Raw genomic sequence first — 17,072 nt, forward strand, 5'->3', positions numbered from 1 at the left:
ATGTCCACCACCTCCCCCGGTTCGCTGAAGCTCGCCGTCGTCGGCGGCGGCTCCACGTACACCCCGGAACTCATCGACGGCTTCGCCCGGCTGCGCGACACCCTCCCCCTGGGCGAACTCGTGCTGGTCGACCCGGCTGCCGACCGGCTGGAACTCGTGGGCGGCCTCGCCCGGCGGATCTTCGCCAAGCAGGGCCACACCGCGACCATAACCACCACCTCCGACATCGACGCCGCCGTGGACGGCGCGCACGCCGTGCTGCTCCAGCTGCGCGTCGGCGGCCAGGCCGCCCGGGGCCGCGACGAGACCTGGCCGCTGGAGTGCGGCTGCGTCGGCCAGGAGACCACCGGCGCCGGCGGGCTGGCCAAGGCGCTGCGCACCGTACCGGTGGTGCTGGACATCGCGGAGCGGGTCCGCCGGGCCAACCCGGACGCCTGGATCGTCGACTTCACCAACCCGGTCGGCATCGTCACCCGCGCCCTGCAGACCGCCGGGCACCGGGCGGTCGGGCTCTGCAACGTCGCCATCGGCTTCCAGCGCAGGTTCGCCGCCCTGCTGGGCGTGGCGCCGGAGCGCGTCCGGCTGGACCACGTCGGCCTCAACCACCTCACCTGGGAGCGCGGCGTCACCCTGCTGGACGCCCCCGGCGGCGAGAGCGGCCGCGAGGTGCTGCCCGAGCTGCTGGCGGCGCACGGCGCGGCCGTCGCGGCGGACATCGACCTGCCGCTCGACCTGGTCCGCCGGCTCGGCGTCGTGCCCTCGTACTACCTGCGCTACTTCTACCAGCACGACACCGTGGTCCAGGAGCTGCTGGCCAAGGGCTCCCGGGCGGCCGAGGTCGCCGCCATCGAGCGGCAGCTGCTGGAGATGTACGCCGACCCGGCGCTGGACGAGAAGCCGCAGCTGCTCGCCAAGCGCGGCGGCGCCTACTACTCCGAGGCGGCGGTGGCCCTGGTGGCGGCGCTGCTCGGCAGTGACAGCGGGTCGGTGCAGGTCGTCAACGTCCGCAACGACGGCACGCTGCCCTTCCTGCCCGCCGACGCGGTGGTGGAGGTCCCCGCCCTGGTGGACGCCACCGGCGTCCGGCCGCTGCCGCAGCGCCCGGTGGACCCGCTGTACGCGGGCCTGATCGCCCATGTCACCGCGTACGAGCAACTGGCGCTCCAGGCCGCGCTGCACGGCGGCCGCGACCGGGTGTTCGACGCGCTGCTCGCCCATCCGCTGGTCGGCCAGCTGGAGCTGGCCGACCAGCTGACGGACCGGCTGCTCGCCCACAACCGAGCCCATCTGGCCTGGGCATGAGCCTCGGCGGCGGTACCCGGCAGATCGCGGCGGAGCAGGACGGGGGCGGTGTGGAGCAGAGCATGGAGAACGACCGCAGGGCCGACGGCCCGGCGAGGGAAGACACCGTGGGCAATCCGATCGGCGCGGGGACGGTCGGCACCACGGAGCCGGAGCTGGTCTCCGGCGTCCTGGCGGTGGACGCCGGGAACAGCAAGACCGACGTGGCGCTGGTGACGGCGGACGGCACCGTACTGGGCACCGCACGCGGCGGCGGCTTCACCCCCCATCTGGTCGGCGCCGAGGCGGCCGTCGCCGGGCTGGCCCCGCTGGTCGCCGCAGCCGCCGCCCAGGCGGGGCTCGACACCGCCGCCGGGATCGGACCACTGGTCACCCACCTCTCCGCCTGCCTGGCCAACGCCGACCTGCCGGTGGAGGAGCAGCGGTTGCAGCAGGCACTCGCCGCGCGGGGCTGGAGCCGCACGGCGGTGGTGGCCAATGACACCTTCGCGCTGCTCAGGGCCGGTACGGACGCGCCGCGCGGGGTCGCGGTGGTCTGCGGCGCGGGCATCAACTGCGCCGGGCTGCTGCCGGACGGCCGCACCGCGCGCTTCCCGGCGCTGGGCACCATCACCGGGGACTGGGGCGGCGGCAGCGGGCTGGCGCTCGAAGTGATGTGGTGGTCGGTACGGGCCGAGGACGGGCGGGGTCCGGCCACCGCGCTGGCCGCCGCGACCGCCGGATACTTCGGGCTGCCGTCGGCGACCGCCGTGGCGGAGGCGGTGCACCTGGGCCGGCTTGCGGAGGTGCGGCTGCACGAGCTGGTGCCGCTGCTGTTCGCGGCGGCGGAGGGCGGCGACCGGGTGGCCCTCGATCTGGTGGAGCGGCAGGCCGAGGAGGTCGCCCGGCTCGCGTTGGTCGCCCTGCGCCGCCTGGAGCTCCTGGACGCCCCCGCCGATGTGGTGCTGGGCGGCGGGGTGCTGGCCTCCCGGCAGCCGCTGCTGCTGGACGCCGTCCGGGCGCGACTGGCCGCCGGGGCGCCGCTGGCCGTACCGCGCGTGGTCACCACGCCGCCGGTGGTCGGCGCCGCCCTGCTGGGCCTGGACCACCTGGCCGTCGAGGGGCTGGGCGGCGGCCCGGCCGCGCAGCAGCGGCTGCGCGCCTCGTACGCCGGGCGGCGGCCCGCCGCCTGACCTCGCCCGCCACGGCCGAACGGAGCGCCCCGCCCCACTGCCCGCCCCACTGCCCGCCCCCCGGCGCGGGCCGGCGGCGGGGCGCTCCGGCGCACGTGCCCCGGCGGTCGAGTCGCACCACGCGCCCCTGTGGTGGCTGCTCCCCGGACCGTGAGCGGGCCGCCCCGCCTCCCGCCGTCCGCCGGGAACCACCGCCGGGGCCCGGGGCGTCGTCTGATCACGGAACATCCGGGGTTGCCCGCTTGGTCGAAGCTCAAGTCCAGCGCAATTCCGGTGTCGCTGTCGTACCTGGTGGCCATACTGCTGGCGGAGGGGCCGAAACCCCTCCTGCCTGGCGGTCCGCAGGGGAGGGGTGGGGTGTGTGACGAGCACACAGACGCAGGCCGGTTCCCCGGTCGGCGCGCCGAGTGGGCCCGGCGGCCGGGGAGCACCGGTCCGCCGGCCGACGGCGTTCGCCGAGGCGTGGCGCCGGCTGCCGCAGGTGGCGCGCACCGCGCCGGGGCGGCTGCGCGTCGCGGGGCTGGTGCTGACCGTGCTGGTGCTGGCGTTCGGCGCGGTGACGGGGTGGCAGGTCGACCGGCGGGCACGGGCGGCCGACCATCTGGTGGAGGTCAGCCAGCCGCTGAGCCAGGACGCGGCGGAGATCTACCGCTCGCTGGCCGACGCGGACACCACCGCCGCGACCGGGTTCCTGCTGGCCGGGAGCGAGCCCAAGGCCGTTCGGGAGCGCTATGAACAGGATCTGGACCGCGCCTCGCGCCTGCTGACACAGGCGGCCGCCCGCACCACGGCGTCGTCCGGGAGCCAGCAGTGGCTGACCGCGCTCAATGAGCAGCTCCCGGTCTACGCGGGCCTGGTGGAGACCGCCCGGTCCTACAACCGCTCGGGGCTGCCGCTCGGCGGCGCCTATCTGCGCTTCGCCTCGGCCCTGATGCAGCAGCGCGACCAGTTGGCCCCCGACGACCGCTACAAGGCGCACGGCATGCTGGCGGCCGCGCAGCAGCTGTACGAGGCGCAGAACCGGCAGGTGCGGCAGGACTACGCCGACGCGCGGGCTGTGCCGTACGCCTCGATCCTGCTCGGGGTGCTGGCGCTGGCGGCGCTGGTCCGGTTCCAGTGGCTGCTCTTCCGGCGGACCAACCGGGTGTTCAACCCCGGCCTGCTGGGCGCCTCGGCGGCGGTCGCGGCGGCGCTGCTCTGGGTGCTGGTCGGCCACGGGGTGGCCCGATCGGACCTCGCGGCCAGCGACCGGGGCGGCGCGGCGCCGCTGCGGGCGCTGGACCAGGCCCGCATCCAGGCGCTGCAGTGCCGGGGGGCGGAGAACCTCAACCTGGTGGCGCGCGGCTCCACCACCGCCTACGCCGAGCGCTGGCAGGCGGTCAGCACCCAGCTGGCGGGCAGTCGGGGCGACGGTTCCGGCGGCACTCTGAGCCAGGCGCTGTCGCTGACGTCCGGTGACCCGGCGAGCAGGTCCCAGGTGCAGGCCGCCGTGGCCGACTTCCGCAGCTGGGACGGGTTGCACGACACCGCAGCCGCCGCCAACGACAAGGGCGAGTACACGACGGCGGTGAACGACACGGTGGGGCAGGGCAAGGCGCCGACCACCGAAGCCGCCTTCGAGCGGATGGACCACAGCCTGGCGGCGGCGGTCGAGCACGAGCAGCAGGACTTCCTGGCGGCGGCCGACAACGGCCGCGACGCGGTCACCGGGCTGGCAGTGGGCGCGAGTGTGCTCGCGGTGCTCGCCGCCGCCGGGGCACTGCTGGGCATCGGCCGCCGACTGGCCGAGTACCGGTGAGGGGGATCGGGATGGCACAGATGAGACTGCCGCGCCGGGCACGGCGCTCGGCGGCGGCGCTCGCGATGGCGCTGGCGCTGGCCGGCTGCGCGTCACCGGCGCGGCCCGCGGCGGCGCCGGTGACGCGCAGCGCACCCGCCGCCGCAGTACAGGCCGCCGCCGACGGCTGCACCACGGGGAACATGCCCCGGAGCGTGCCCCCCAGTACCGACGACAGCGGGCCCAAGGTCCAGGAGATCAAAAGGCGCCGCCATCTGATCGCCGGGGTCGACCAGAACAGCTTCGGCTGGGGCTACCGCAATCCCGCCAGCGGCAACTTCGAGGGCTTCGACATCGACCTGGTGCACGCCATCGCCGACGCGATCCTGGGCGAACCGGGGGCCGAGGTGCAGTTCAAGACCGTGCCCACGGCCAAACGGTGGGACGCGATCAAGTCCGGCGACGTCGACCTGATCGTCCGTACCGTGTCGATCGCCTGCGACCGGCTGGGCGATGTCGCCTTCTCCACCCCCTACTTCGAGGCGGGGCAGCAGATCATCGTCCCCCGGTCCTCCGGGGCGCGGACGGTCGACCAGGCGCTCCACGGCAAGACGGTCTGCGCCGCCGACGGCTCGACGGCGCAGGACGAGCTCAAGCGGGACGCGCACGGCGCCACCGTCCGCCTGGTGGACAACCAGCTGGACTGCCTGGTGCTGATGCAACTGGGCAAGGTCGACGCCACCATGACCGACAACGCGCTCGGCGCCGGGCAGGTCGCCCAGGACCCCACCGTGCACCTGATCGGCGAACCGCTCACCGACGAGCCGTACGGTGTGGCCATGAAGAAGAGCGACACCGATCTGGTGGCCCGGGTCAACCAGGTGCTGGAGGACTACCGGCACGGCGGCTGGCAGCGGAGCTACCACCACTGGCTGGAGCCGTACCTGGGGCCGTCGGCCGGACCGCCGAAGGCGCGGTAACTTCCGTAGGACGTACGAGCACACGGGGAGTCGAGGAAGGCGGGGCATGGCGCTGACGGGACCTGCGGGCCCGGTGATGAACCGGGAGGAGGTGGACCGCGCTCTGGTACGGCTGGGCGCGGAGCGCGACGCGATCGAGGCGGCGCTGCTCGCGTTGCAGGACCACCCCGGCCGACGGCTGCTGGACGGCGCCGAGCTGACCGGGCGCACCGCCGAGCGCTGGACCGTCGTCGAGCAGGGCGGCGCGCTGCTCTGGTCGCTCTTCGACCGGTACGCCGAGGCACTGGCCGCCGCCCGCGCGGTGCGCTCGCGCCGCACCCGGCCCGGCCAGGCCGAGCTGGTGGAGCTCACCGAACTGCTCCAGGGCGCCGGGGTCACCGTCTCCGGCGGCCAACTGCCGGACGCCACCAGGGGGCTGGCCGGCCCGGCGCGGCTGAGCGAGCAACTGAGCCTCGCCCAGCTGGTCGAGCGGATGAACGCCTGGTACGCGGCGGTGATCGACGTGGTGGCGGCGGCGGACGCGGTCTGGTCCGCGCTGCCCGCCCGGATAGACCTGCTCGTGGCCGAGCTGCAACGGGTGCGGGCGCTGGCCCGCTCGGTGGGAGTGGGCCCCGGGGTGCACCCGGCGGGGGACGCGCTGGAGCAGCTGGGCGGGGAACTGCTCGCGCTGCGCGGCGAGGTGCTCTCCGATCCGCTGTCGCTCTGGGAGCCCGCCGGGGACCGCCCCGAGGAGCCGCGCGGCGCGGCCGCCGGGACGGTGGACACCGGCCGGTTCGACCGGGCGGCCCGGGAGTTGGACGGCATCCGGGTGGAGCTGGAGGCGCTGCTGCGGCTGCGCGACGAGGCGGAGGAGCGGTTGCAGCAGGTCGGCGAGGTGCTGGCCCGAGCCGACGCCACACTGGCCGAGGCGCGCCGGGCGCGCGGCGAGGTGCTGGCCAAGATAGCCGCGACCGAGGTGCCGGCGGTGCCCGGCCCGGCGTCGGCGCTGCGGGAGCGGATCGCGGCGGCGGCCGAGCTGCGGCACCACGGCCAGTGGCACCGGCTGGCGCCGCTGCTGGACTCGCTGGAGGACGCGGCGGACAAGGAGCTGCTGCGGGCGCGGCACTCGCTGACCTCGGTGACCCGGCCGCTCGCCGTCCGGGCGGAGCTGCGCGGCCGGCTGGACGCCTACCGGGCGATGGGCGCCCGGCTGGGGCTGGCCGAGGACCCGGAGATCACCGAGCGGTACGAGAAGGCGCGCCGGCTGCTGTGGAGCGCGCCGTGCGACCTGCGGGCCGCGGAGTCGGCGGTGGGGCGCTACCAGCAGGCGCTGCGCCCGGTGTCGGAACCGGCCGCCGGCTCGGCGGCCGGGAGTGCGGACGGGCAGCCGTCCGACGGACGGCCTGCGGACTAGCGGGCGAGGGGGATGGAGCTCATGAGCGTTCCGTGCACGCGGCCGGGGTGCGACGGCGGCGAGATCGACGCGGACGGGTACTGCACCGAATGCGGCCTGGCCCCGGCACCGACCGGCACCGCCCAGCCGTCTTCCGCACCGACCGGCACCGCCCAACCGTCCGCCGCCACCACCGGCTCCGCCGGTGCCACCGCGCCCGGTACCGGCTGCGCCCGCCCCGGCTGCACCGGCGAGATCGACGCCGACGGCTACTGCACCGAATGCGGCCTGGCCCCGGCATCCCCCGCCCCCGCACCGGCCGGCACCGCCCAACCGTCCGCCGGCTCCACCGGCCCGACCACCACCACCGGCCCGGCCACCACCGGCCCGACCGCCGGCGGCTCCCGCCGCTCCTTCTCGGTGCGCGGCAGCCGCAGCACCGGCGGCACCCGCACCCGGGGCCGACTGGGCGCCGGGCTGGTGGCAGTGCCGCCGATACCGCGCCCGGACCCGCGCGCGGCGGTGCTGGACAACCCCGAGGTCCCCGAGCGGAAGCGGTTCTGCAGCAAGTGCGAGACCCCGGTCGGCCGGGGCCGGGGCGACCAGCCGGGCCGCAGCGAGGGCTTCTGCACCCAGTGCGGCACCACCTACTCCTTCTCCCCCAAGCTGCTGCGCGGCGATCTGGTGGGCGGCCAGTACGAGGTGGTGGGCTGCCTGGCGCACGGCGGCCTCGGCTGGATCTACCTGGCCATCGACCGCCGGGTGAACGACCGCTGGGTGGTGCTCAAGGGCCTGCTGGACACCGGCGACGAGGACGCCCTCGCGGTGGCCATCGCCGAGCGCCGCTTCCTCGCCGAGGTGGACCACCCCAACATCGTCCGCATCATCAACTTCGTGGAGCACCCGGACAGCCGCACCGGGTCCACCGACGGCTACATCGTGATGGAGTACGTCGGCGGCAAGTCGCTCAAGGAGATCGCCGACGCCCGCCGGGGGCCCGACGGCCGCCGTGAACCGCTCCCGGTCGAGCAGGCCATCGCCTTCGCCCTGGAGGCGCTGCCGGCGCTCGGCCATCTGCACAGCCTGGGCCTGGTCTACTGCGACTTCAAGATCGACAACGTGATCCAGAGCGAGGACACGCTCAAGATCATCGACATGGGTGCGGTCCGCCGCCTGGACGACGACGGGCCGATCTACGGCACGGTCGGCTACCAGGCGCCCGAGATCGCCACCGAGGGCCCCTCGCCCGCCTCCGACCTCTACACGGTGGGCCGCACCCTGGCCGTCCTCACCTTCGACTTCCAGGGCTACACCACCACCCACCGCCACAGCCTGCCCGGCCCCGAGCAGGTCGAGGTCTTCGCCCGCTACGACTCCTTCTACCGGCTGCTGGCCCGCGCCACCGACCCCGACCCCGACCAGCGGTTCTCCTTCGCCGAGGAGATGGCCGACCAGCTGACCGGCGTGCTGCGCGAAGTGCTCAGCCTCCACGACGGCCGCCCCCGCCCCGCCCCGTCCCTGCTCTTCGGGCCGGAACTGCGCGTCGTGGACACCGACCTGGTACCGCCGGACGCCGCGCCCGAGCCCCCGGCGGCGGCCCGTGGCCGCCGTGGCCGCCCGGCCGCGCTCCCGGCCGCCCCCAGCGGCCCGCCGCGCGTGGTCGAGCCGGCCGCGCGGGCAGCCGCGCTGTCGCTGCCGGTGCCCGGGATCGACCCGGCCGACCCCAACGCGGGCTTCCTGGCCGCCCTGGTCGCGACCTCCCCGGGCGAGGTGATCACCGCACTGCGCAGCGCCGCCGTCGCCTCGCCGGAGCTGCGGCTGCGCGAGCTGCGGGCCCACATCGAGCAGGGCGACCCGGCCGCCGTCCGGAGCACCCTGGCCGAACTGGACGACGACCGCTCGGCGGACTGGCGGGCCATCTGGTACCGGGGCCTGGCCGCACTCGCCGCCGACGCCCCCGACGACGCCTCGCTCGCGGCCGCCGCCGAGGCGTTCCACGCCGTGTACGCCGCCTTCCCGGGCGAGGCCGCGCCCAAGCTGGCGCTGGGCCTCTGCGCCGAGCTGCGCGGCCTGCCGCAGGCGGCGTCCGACTTCTACCGCCGGGTCTGGACCACCGACCGGGGCTATGTCAGCGCCGCCTTCGGCCTGGCCCGGGTGCGGCTGGCGGCGGGCGACCGGGACGCGGCCGTCCACGTCCTGGAGTCGGTGCCGGAGACCTCCAGCCACCATGTCGCGGCCCGGGTCGCCGCCGTACGGGCCCGGATTCGCGGCCGCTCCGCCGCCGAGCCGCTCCACGCCGACCTCGACGCCTGCTCCACCGCGCTGTCCGGCCTGCTGCTGGACACCCGCCGGCGCGCGGAGCTGTCCGTCGAGGTGCTGGGCACCGCGCTCGGCTGGGTGCTCGCCGGAGGCGGCCCGGACCAGCAGGACCCGGCCCGGCGGATCACTCTGCTGGGGCATCCCGCGACCGAGCGGGAACTGCGCGGGGCCCTGGAGGACTCCTACCGGGTGCTGGCCCGGTTGGCGGACCGGCAGGAGACCCGGTTCGCCCTCGTGGAGCAGGCGAACCGTACCCGGCCCAGGACATGGGTGTGACAAGGATGCCGCAGATGACCGTGTGCCCGTCCTGCGCGGAGCCGCTGGAACCCGAAGACGTGTTCTGCGGCGCGTGCGGAACCAACCTGGCAGACCCACCGCCAGCCCCCACCCCCGACACCGGCGACTCCGGTACCGGGGACTCCGCCTCCACCACTGGGGACTCCGCCTCCACCACTGGGGACTTCGTCCTCGCCGCCCCCGCCCACCTCCTGCTCGACGACGAGGACGAGTCAGCCGCCGCCGGCCCGCCCTGCACCCGCTGCGACGGCGGCCACATCGCCGACGACGGCTACTGCGACAGCTGCGGCGCCGCCCAGCCCCGCCCCCGCGACCACATGGAGCGGGCCCTGGACGGCGTGGCGGGGGTGAGCGACCGGGGCGTCCGGCACCACCGCAACGAAGACTGCTTCACCGTCGCCGCCACCTCACTGCCCGACGGCGCCTCCGCCGTGGTCGCCGTGGTCTGCGACGGTGTCTCCTCCGCCACCCGGCCGGACGAGGCGTCCCAGTCCGGCTCGGACACCGCCTCCGAGTCGCTGCTCACCGCGCTGGAGTCCGGCACCGAGCCGCTCCGCGCGATGCACGACGCGTTGCTGGACGCCGCCCGCGCGGTGGACGCCCTGGCGTACGACGGCACCGGCCCGGCCCCCGGCGACGGCCACCACAACTCCCCCGCCTGCACCTGCGTCGCCGCCGTGGCGACCGGCGGCACGGTCACCATCGGCTGGATCGGGGACAGCCGGGCGTACTGGGTCCCGGACGACCGGGAGACCGCCGAACCGTACCGGCTGACCGAGGACGACTCCTGGGCGGCCCGGATGGTGTCGGCCGGCCTGATGGCCGAGGCCGAGGCGTACGCCGACCCCCGGGCCCATGCCATCACCGGCTGGCTGGGCGCCGACGCCGGGGAGCTGGACCCGCACACCCTCAGCTTCACCCCGCACGTCCCCGGCGTGGTGCTGGTCTGCACCGACGGCCTGTGGAACTACGCCGAGGCGGCCACCGCCCTCGCCGACGCCGTCCCGGCCGACGCCCGCACCGAACCGCTGCGCGCCGCCCAGGAGCTGGTGAAGTTCGCGCTGGCCGGCGGCGGCCACGACAACATCACCGTCGCCGTGCTGCCCTTCCCGCCCGCCCCCGTCCGGCGCCCCGAGAGCGTCGAGCGGACCCCCACCGTGGTCGACCTGCCCGTGGTGCCTCCCACCACCTGACATTCCCGCGACAGGAGCATCGGCGATGGCCAAGCTGTCCAAGTCCAATCTTCCGAGTTTCGCCGTGGAGGTCTTCCAGAACGAGTACCTCCCCGAGGGCGCCGTCGAAGTCAACGCCATCGCCACCGTGACCGCCACCGGCGGCGGCACCTCCGGCGGCCGCCCGCTGGCCGACGGACCGGACGCCGCCGTGGTGATCATGGTGGACTGTTCGGGCTCCATGGACTACCCGCCCACCAAGATGCGGGCCGCCCGCGAGGCCACCGCCGCCGCCATCGACACCCTGCGCGACGGCGTCGCCTTCGCCGTCGTCGCCGGCAGCCACGAGGCCCGCGAGGTCTACCCCGGCGACGGCCGGCTCGCGGTCGCCGACGACAGCACCCGCGCCACGGCCAAGCAGGCGCTCCGCCGCCTCACCACCGGCGGCGGCACGGCCATCGGCACCTGGCTGCGCAAGGCCGACAGCCTCTTCCTCAGCCGCCGCGACATCTCCATCCGGCACGGCATCCTGCTCACCGACGGCCGCAACGAGCACGAGAAGCCGGAGGTGCTCGGTCAAACCCTCGACGCCGTCAGCGGGCACTTCACCTGCGACTGCCGAGGCGTCGGCACCGACTGGACGGTGGCCGAGCTGCGCCGGATCTCCACCGCCCTCCTCGGCAGCGTGGACATCGTCGCCGACCCCGCCGGCCTGGCCGACGACTTCCGCGCCATGATGGAGACGGCCATGGGCAAGGGGGTGGCCGACGTCGGCCTGCGCGTCTGGACGCCGCAGAACGCCACCGTCGTCTTCGTCAAGCAGGTCGCGCCCACCGTCATCGACCTCACCGACCGCCGCACCGAGGCCGGGCCCCGGGCCGGCGACTACCCCACCGGCTCCTGGGGCGACGAGAGCCGCGACTTCCACCTCTGCGTACGGGTCCCCGCCGCGGCGGTCGGCAACGAGATGCTCGCCGCCCGGATCAGCCTGGTGCTCCCCCAGCCCGACGGTTCCACCGAGGTGCTCGCCCAGGGCCTGGCCAAGGCCGTCTGGACCGACGACCTGGCCTCCTCCACCCGAATGAGCCCCCAGGTCGCCCACTACACCGGCCAGGCCGAGCTGACCGAGTCCATCCAGCAGGGCCTGGCGGCCCACCGCGACGGCGACCTCGATCTCGCCACCGCCCAGCTGGGCAAGGCAGTTCGGCTCGCCCAGGCGTCCGGCAACGAGGGCACCTTCAAACTGCTGCAGAAGGTGGTGGACGTGGTCGACGCGAAGGAAGGTACCGTTCGGTTCCGCAAGCATGTGAGCGAGGCCGACGAGATGACCCTCGAAACCCGCTCCACGAAGACCGTACGCGTGAAGAAGTAGTTGGGGGGCTCTGATGCCGATCTGCCCGAGAGGTCACGACTCGCAGGCGGAGGACTGGTGCGACGTCTGCGGCTTCCCGATGGCACCGCCATCGGGCGCCCCCGGGACGTACGGCGCCCGGCCCGCCCAGGGCATGGCTCCTCCGCCGTTCGCCGACCCCGAGGCCACCGGCGGCCTGGCCAACTGCCCGATCTGCCGCACCCCGCAGACCGGCAGATACTGCGAGGAGTGCGGCTACGATTACGACCTCCCCGGCGCCCACCGCCCCCCGGCCGAGGCCCCCCGGCAGCAGCAGGGCTACGGCTACCCGCCCCAGCCGCCTCAGCAGCAGAGCTACAACTACCCGCCGCAGCCCAGCCCCGACCTGTTCGGCAACTACCCCCCGAACCAGGACGTACCACACCAATCATCGCCGCAGCCCGCTCCCTCCTACGGCGGCTATGACACCGACTTCCGGCTCACCCCGCCCGTGCCGCAGCCCCCGCAGAGCCCGGAGCCTCCGCCCAGCCGGGCCACCTGGGTGGCGGTCGTCAGCGCCGACCGGGAGTACTTCACGCAGATGATGTCCCGCAGCGGCCCCGAGGCCCAGGGGCTGTACTTCCCGCCGTACTGCCCCGAGCGCCGCATCCCCATGACCGGGCGCGGCCAGCTCCGGATCGGCCGCCGCAGCCACCACCGCGGCACCGTCCCCGAGATCGACCTCTCCGTCCCCCCGGAGGACCCGGGCGCCTCGCACCAGCACGCCCTGCTCCAGGAGCAGCCGGACGGCAACTGGATCGTGGTCGACCAGGACTCCACTAACGGCACCACCGTCAACGGCGCCCCCGACACCATCGCCCCGCACACCGCCATCCCCCTCAAGGACGGCGACCGCATCCACGTCGGCGCCTGGACCACCATCACCATCCACTGCTCCTGACCCCCACCAACCCGCACCAACCGACCCACCCCAACCCCACTCAAACCTTCCTCCTCCCCCCACCAACCCGCCCCAGCCCACCAACAGCCACCACGCACGGACCTCCCTCCCCCCCTCCGGGCGGAAGGGTGGCGGACGGGGAGGGGTGGGGGTCCCGGGCACCCTCCCTCCTTGCCCGCCTTCGGCGAGGAGGGGCCCATGGATCGACGTCGGAGCGCCGACCACTCGTTCCTCGCGGTCGGCGGGCCGACAAGACCGGACGCCCGGGACCCCCACCCCGGACCGGCCGACACCCACACACCCCCACCCACCCCCACCACGCCCCCGCAGAACCCCGGGCCCGTTGCAAAAACGAGCTCCCCCCAGAGCCCTCCCGTCCCTAGGGTGTTGCTACATGAAAGCTGCGATAACCGCCGACGGAATCCGAAAGCGGTACGGGGACATCCAAGCGGTCGACGGCGTCACCCTGACCGTCGAGACGGGCGAGTTCTACGGCATCCTGGGGCCGAACGGGGCCGGCAAGACGACCACCCTGGAGATCCTGGAGGGCATCCGCGAGGCCGACGAGGGCCACGTCGAACTGCTGGGCATGAACCCCTGGCCGCGCAACGCGCACCTGCTGCCCCGCATCGGCGTCCAGTTCCAGGCATCCGCGTTTTTCGACCGCCTGACAGCCCGCGAGACCATCCACACCTTCGCCTCCCTCTACGGCGTCGGTACCAAGCCGGCCGACGCCATGCTGGACCGGGTCGGCCTGTCCGACCTCGGCGGCGTACGGGCCGAGAAGCTCTCCGGCGGCCAGGCCCAGCGCCTCTCCATCGCCTGTGCCCTGGTCCACAACCCGGAGCTGGTGTTCCTGGACGAGCCCACCACCGGTCTCGACCCCCAGGCGCGCCGCAACCTCTGGGACCTGCTGCGCGACATCAACGCCGAGGGCCGCACCGTCATCCTCACCACCCACTACCTGGACGAGGCCGAAATCCTCTGCGATCGCGTCTCCGTCATGGACCACGGCAAGGTCCTGAAGACGGGCACCCCGGCCGCCCTGGTCCGCGAACTGGACCAGACGACCCGGATCACCGTCGAGTCCGGCGTGGTCGAGGCATCCGTCGTACGGGACCTGCTGGCCACCGCCGGAGCCGAGGTCGCCTCGGTCGAGGACGACGGCGTGTCGCTCTCCGTGGCGACCCACCAGCCCGCCCCCGTCCTGTCCGTACTCGCCGAGCAGGGCGCACTGCGCGGCCTGGAGGTGCGCGGCGCCACGCTGGAGGACGTCTTCCTCCACCTGACCGGACGGGAGTACCGGGCGTGACCAACCTCGAGCCCACCACCCCCACCCCAACCACCCCAACCACCACCCCGGCCCCGGCCCCGGCCCCACCCACTCCGACCCGAGTGACCGGAGGCGGCGTACAAGCCTTCCGCAGCCTGTCCCGGGTCATGATCGTCACCTTCCTGCGGGACCGCGCGGCGCTCTTCTTCGTGATCATCTTCCCGCTGATGTTCCTGCTGATCTTCGGCGCGCTCTTCAAGAGCGTCAGCACCCCCCACGCCAAGGTCGGCCAGGTCGGCGCCGTGAAGGTGCTGGACTCCGTACAGGGCAAGGCCAGAGAGGACCTGGCACAGGTCCTCACCGTCTCCCGGGAGCCCGACGAGGCCGACGCGCTCGGCAAGGTCCGCAAGGGCGACCTGGACGCGCTGATCGAGCAGGGCGCCGACGGCACCGTGGTGCTGCACTTCAGCGCCGCCGACCAGGTGCGCTCCGGGACCGTACAGGGCATCGTCAACTCGCTCGTCCAGCAGGCCAACCAGGAGGCCACCGGCAAGCCCCCGGCGTACACCCTGAAGGCGGTCCAGGTCGAGGACGAGTCGATCAAGCCGATCCAGTTCTTCACCCCGGGACTGCTCGGCTGGGCCCTCGCCACCGGTGCCGTCTTCAGCGCCGCACTGACCCTGGTCTCCTGGCGCAGGAAGCGCATCCTGCGCCGACTCCGGCTCGCCCCGGTGAGCGCGGGCGCCATCGTCGCCTCCCGGGTGGGGGTCAGCATGCTGACCTCCCTCCTCCAGACCACGATCTTCGTGGTGGTGGCCACCCTGCCCTACTTCGGGCTGAAGCTGACCGGCAACTGGTGGCTGGTGATCCCGCTGGTGATCTGCGGAACCATCGCCTTCATGTCGATCGGCCTGCTGGTCGGCGCGGTGGCCAAGACCGAGGAGGCGGCGAACGGCATGGCGCAGATCATCGTGCTGCCGATGTCGTTCCTCTCCGGGTCGTTCTTCTCGCTGGACGACGCCCCGAAGTGGCTGCGCACCATCTCCGACGTGATGCCGCTGCGCTACCTGGTGAGCTCCGTGCAGAGCGTGCTCACCCGGGGCGGCGGCCTGGGCGACGCGCTGCCCACCATGGGCGGCCTGCTGCTGTTCGCGGCCGTGGTGACCGCCATCGCCTGGCGCTTCTTCAGCTGGGACGAGGCGTAGCCACCGGCCACGGATGGCCCGGCGGGAGCCGCGCACCGACCGGGCGGGCCGGCAGGGGAGGAGTCCCCTCCCGGCCCGCCCGTGGCTTCTGCGACCATGGTGGGGTGACAGAGATCGGACGAGGACCCGCCGAAGAGGAGACGTTCTTCGACGCCGTCGGCGGCGAGGAGACCTTCCGCCGCCTGGTGCACCGCTTCTACCAGGGGGTGGCGGAGGACCCGCTGCTCCGGCCCATGTACCCGGAGGAGGACCTCGGCCCGGCCGAGGAGCGCTTCGCTCTCTTCCTGATGCAGTACTGGGGCGGCCCCCGCACCTACAGCGACCGGCGCGGCCACCCCCGGCTGCGGATGCGGCATGTGCCGTTCCGGGTGGACCGGGCCGCCCATGACGCGTGGCTGCGCCATATGCGTACCGCCCTGGACGAGGCAGAGCTCCGCCCCGACCTGGAGCGCCAGCTGTGGGACTACCTCACCTACGCCGCCGCCTCCATGATCAACACCTTGGACGACCCGGCCTGAGCGGCCCCCGCCGCCAGCCTGCGCCACCAGCCCCAGCCGTCCGCCCCAGCCGTCCTCCCGGCCGCTCAGCCGATCGGCGTCAGCCCGAGGCCGCTCCCGGGAGCGGCCGAGCTGCGCAGGGCGACCGACCCGTGCGGTGCGCTGAGCCGCAGCCAGCCGCCCGCCGCGAAGACCGCGAGCCCGGTGCCCGGACGGATGAAGCCGAGCACCTGGGCGGCGTGTGCGGCCCGCAGCGGGACGGCCGGGGCCGCCTCCAGCGGTCGGGACCAGATCTCGTCGGCCAGCGCGTCCAGCGCGGCGCGGGTACGGCTGCCCGACTTCAGCGCCTCGCTGCGGGCACGGAACTCGGCGACCGCCTGGGCCACGGCGGCGGCCACCGGGGCGGCGGCGGGCGAGGCGAGGCGCCGCCAGCCGGTACGGGGCGGCAGCAGCCCGGCCCAGGCGGGGCCGGTGACGGTGGGCGGGACGCGCAGCGCGGCCGCCGGCTCGTCCAGGGCTTCCAGCAGCTGCCCGGCCGAGACGGTCGCGTCCAGCCGCTCTCCCAGGCCGGCGAGCCGGGCGGTGCGTACGACGACCGCCCCGGCACTGCCCAGCGGCAGTCGGCCGAAGACCGCCAGCACCCCCGCTGCGGGCTCGGCAGACCCGACGGGCTCAGCGGCCGTGGACTCGGCGGCCATGGACTCGGCGGCGGCGGGCTCAGCGGCAGCGGCGGGGGCACCCGGAGCCGGGGCAGCCTGGAGCCGGACGGCGGCGGCCCGGTCGTAGCGGAGCAGCCGGGCGAGGAAGGCCGCCAGGTCGGCGGCCTCGCCCTGGTCCGCGAGCTGGAGCGTGGTCATGGCGGGCGCGGTGTTCAGACCACTGCCCCTTCGATCCGTTCGGCCTCTTCGTTGCGGGCCGCACCGACCGCACCGAGCACCTGGTCGGCGTCGTCGGGCTGGTCCATGTCGTCGGGCTGGTCCATGAAGCGGCTGAGGAACGCCCGCTCCACCGGAGTGATCCGGCGGGGGCGGCCGGCCGCCAGGTCATAGGGGACGATCACGGTGGAGGCGCGCGCGTACACGGTCTCGCGGCCGTCCTCGCCACGGTCCTTGACCAGGTAGCTGACCGTGAGCGAGGCGGCGCCGAGCCGGGTGACCCAGGTCTCGATGGTGACCGGTGTGGGCCGGTGGACCAGCGGCTTGAGGTAGTCGATCTCGTGGCGGGCCACCACCGAGCCGCCCGCGAACTCCCCGGCACCGGCCTCGGCAGCCTGGGTGAACATGAAGTCCACCCGGGCCTCCTCCAGATAGCGCAGGAAGACCACGTTGTTCACATGGCCGAAGGCGTCCATGTCGGACCAGCGCAGCGGGCAGGAGTAGATGTGGCGTGCCACGGGGGTGCTCTCCTCGTTCTTG

The 17,072-nt window shown here is 74.4% G+C and carries 14 protein-coding genes; 12 read left to right on the forward strand and 2 right to left on the reverse strand.

The genetic code is table 11. From position 1 onward, the window contains the following. Positions 1-24: 24 nt before the first annotated feature. The 12 genes from ACIQGZ_RS18310 (at position 25) to ACIQGZ_RS18365 (ending at position 15,678) form a co-directional block, all read left to right on the forward strand. Positions 25-1,302 carry a 6-phospho-beta-glucosidase gene (locus ACIQGZ_RS18310; protein ID WP_402603124.1) on the forward strand — a complete coding sequence of 426 codons (1,278 nt, stop codon included), beginning with the start codon at positions 25-27 and terminating at the stop codon, positions 1,300-1,302. Beyond that, on the forward strand, positions 1,299-2,474 hold the full coding sequence (locus ACIQGZ_RS18315) for an N-acetylglucosamine kinase (protein WP_402602936.1): 1,176 nt from the start codon (positions 1,299-1,301) through the stop codon (positions 2,472-2,474). Before ACIQGZ_RS18310 ends, ACIQGZ_RS18315 begins: the two co-directional genes overlap by 4 nt. 361 nt (positions 2,475-2,835) lie before the next feature. After that, a complete protein-coding gene (locus tag ACIQGZ_RS18320) occupies positions 2,836-4,272 on the forward strand; it encodes a hypothetical protein (protein WP_402602938.1) in 1,437 nt (478 codons plus the stop codon). Between the two features lie 11 nt (positions 4,273-4,283). Further along, complete coding sequence (locus ACIQGZ_RS18325) at positions 4,284-5,231, forward strand: glutamate ABC transporter substrate-binding protein (protein ID WP_402602939.1); 948 nt, start codon at positions 4,284-4,286, stop codon at positions 5,229-5,231. Between the two features lie 46 nt (positions 5,232-5,277). Continuing rightward, on the forward strand, positions 5,278-6,624 hold the full coding sequence (locus ACIQGZ_RS18330) for a hypothetical protein (protein WP_402602940.1): 1,347 nt from the start codon (positions 5,278-5,280) through the stop codon (positions 6,622-6,624). A gap of 21 nt (positions 6,625-6,645) precedes the next feature. Next, a complete protein-coding gene (locus ACIQGZ_RS18335; protein ID WP_402602942.1) occupies positions 6,646-9,198 on the forward strand; it encodes a tetratricopeptide repeat protein in 2,553 nt (850 codons plus the stop codon). A 14-nt stretch (positions 9,199-9,212) separates the two neighbouring features. Then, the gene (locus ACIQGZ_RS18340) at positions 9,213-10,412 is read left to right on the forward strand and encodes a PP2C family serine/threonine-protein phosphatase (RefSeq protein ID WP_402602943.1); all 1,200 of its coding nucleotides are present in this window, start codon (positions 9,213-9,215) and stop codon (positions 10,410-10,412) included. A gap of 25 nt (positions 10,413-10,437) precedes the next feature. Then, positions 10,438-11,763, forward strand: coding sequence for a VWA domain-containing protein (locus tag ACIQGZ_RS18345; protein ID WP_402602944.1), 1,326 nt, complete (start codon positions 10,438-10,440; stop codon positions 11,761-11,763). 79 nt (positions 11,764-11,842) lie between these two features. Beyond that, positions 11,843-12,682 carry an FHA domain-containing protein gene (locus tag ACIQGZ_RS18350; protein ID WP_402602945.1) on the forward strand — a complete coding sequence of 280 codons (840 nt, stop codon included), beginning with the start codon at positions 11,843-11,845 and terminating at the stop codon, positions 12,680-12,682. Positions 12,683-13,076: 394 nt separating this feature from the next. After that, complete coding sequence (locus ACIQGZ_RS18355; RefSeq protein WP_402602946.1) at positions 13,077-13,994, forward strand: ATP-binding cassette domain-containing protein; 918 nt, start codon at positions 13,077-13,079, stop codon at positions 13,992-13,994. 128 nt (positions 13,995-14,122) lie between these two features. Then, positions 14,123-15,160, forward strand: a complete 1,038-nt coding sequence (locus ACIQGZ_RS18360) for an ABC transporter permease (protein ID WP_402602947.1) — start codon at positions 14,123-14,125, stop codon at positions 15,158-15,160. 104 nt (positions 15,161-15,264) lie between these two features. Next, positions 15,265-15,678: a globin gene (locus tag ACIQGZ_RS18365; protein WP_402602949.1), complete on the forward strand. Its 414-nt coding sequence runs from the start codon at positions 15,265-15,267 to the stop codon at positions 15,676-15,678. A gap of 65 nt (positions 15,679-15,743) precedes the next feature. Here ACIQGZ_RS18365 and ACIQGZ_RS18370 read toward each other — a convergent pair whose 3' ends face one another. After that, on the reverse strand, positions 15,744-16,514 hold the full coding sequence (locus ACIQGZ_RS18370; protein ID WP_402602950.1) for a hypothetical protein: 771 nt from the start codon (positions 16,512-16,514) through the stop codon (positions 15,744-15,746). Between the two features lie 14 nt (positions 16,515-16,528). Then, a complete protein-coding gene (locus ACIQGZ_RS18375; protein ID WP_402602951.1) occupies positions 16,529-17,050 on the reverse strand; it encodes an acyl-CoA thioesterase in 522 nt (173 codons plus the stop codon). Between the last annotated feature and the right edge of the window lie 22 nt (positions 17,051-17,072).

Origin of the sequence: Streptomyces sp. NPDC092296 (genome assembly GCF_044755465.1) — a bacterium.
GTDB lineage: Bacteria > Actinomycetota > Actinomycetes > Streptomycetales > Streptomycetaceae > Peterkaempfera.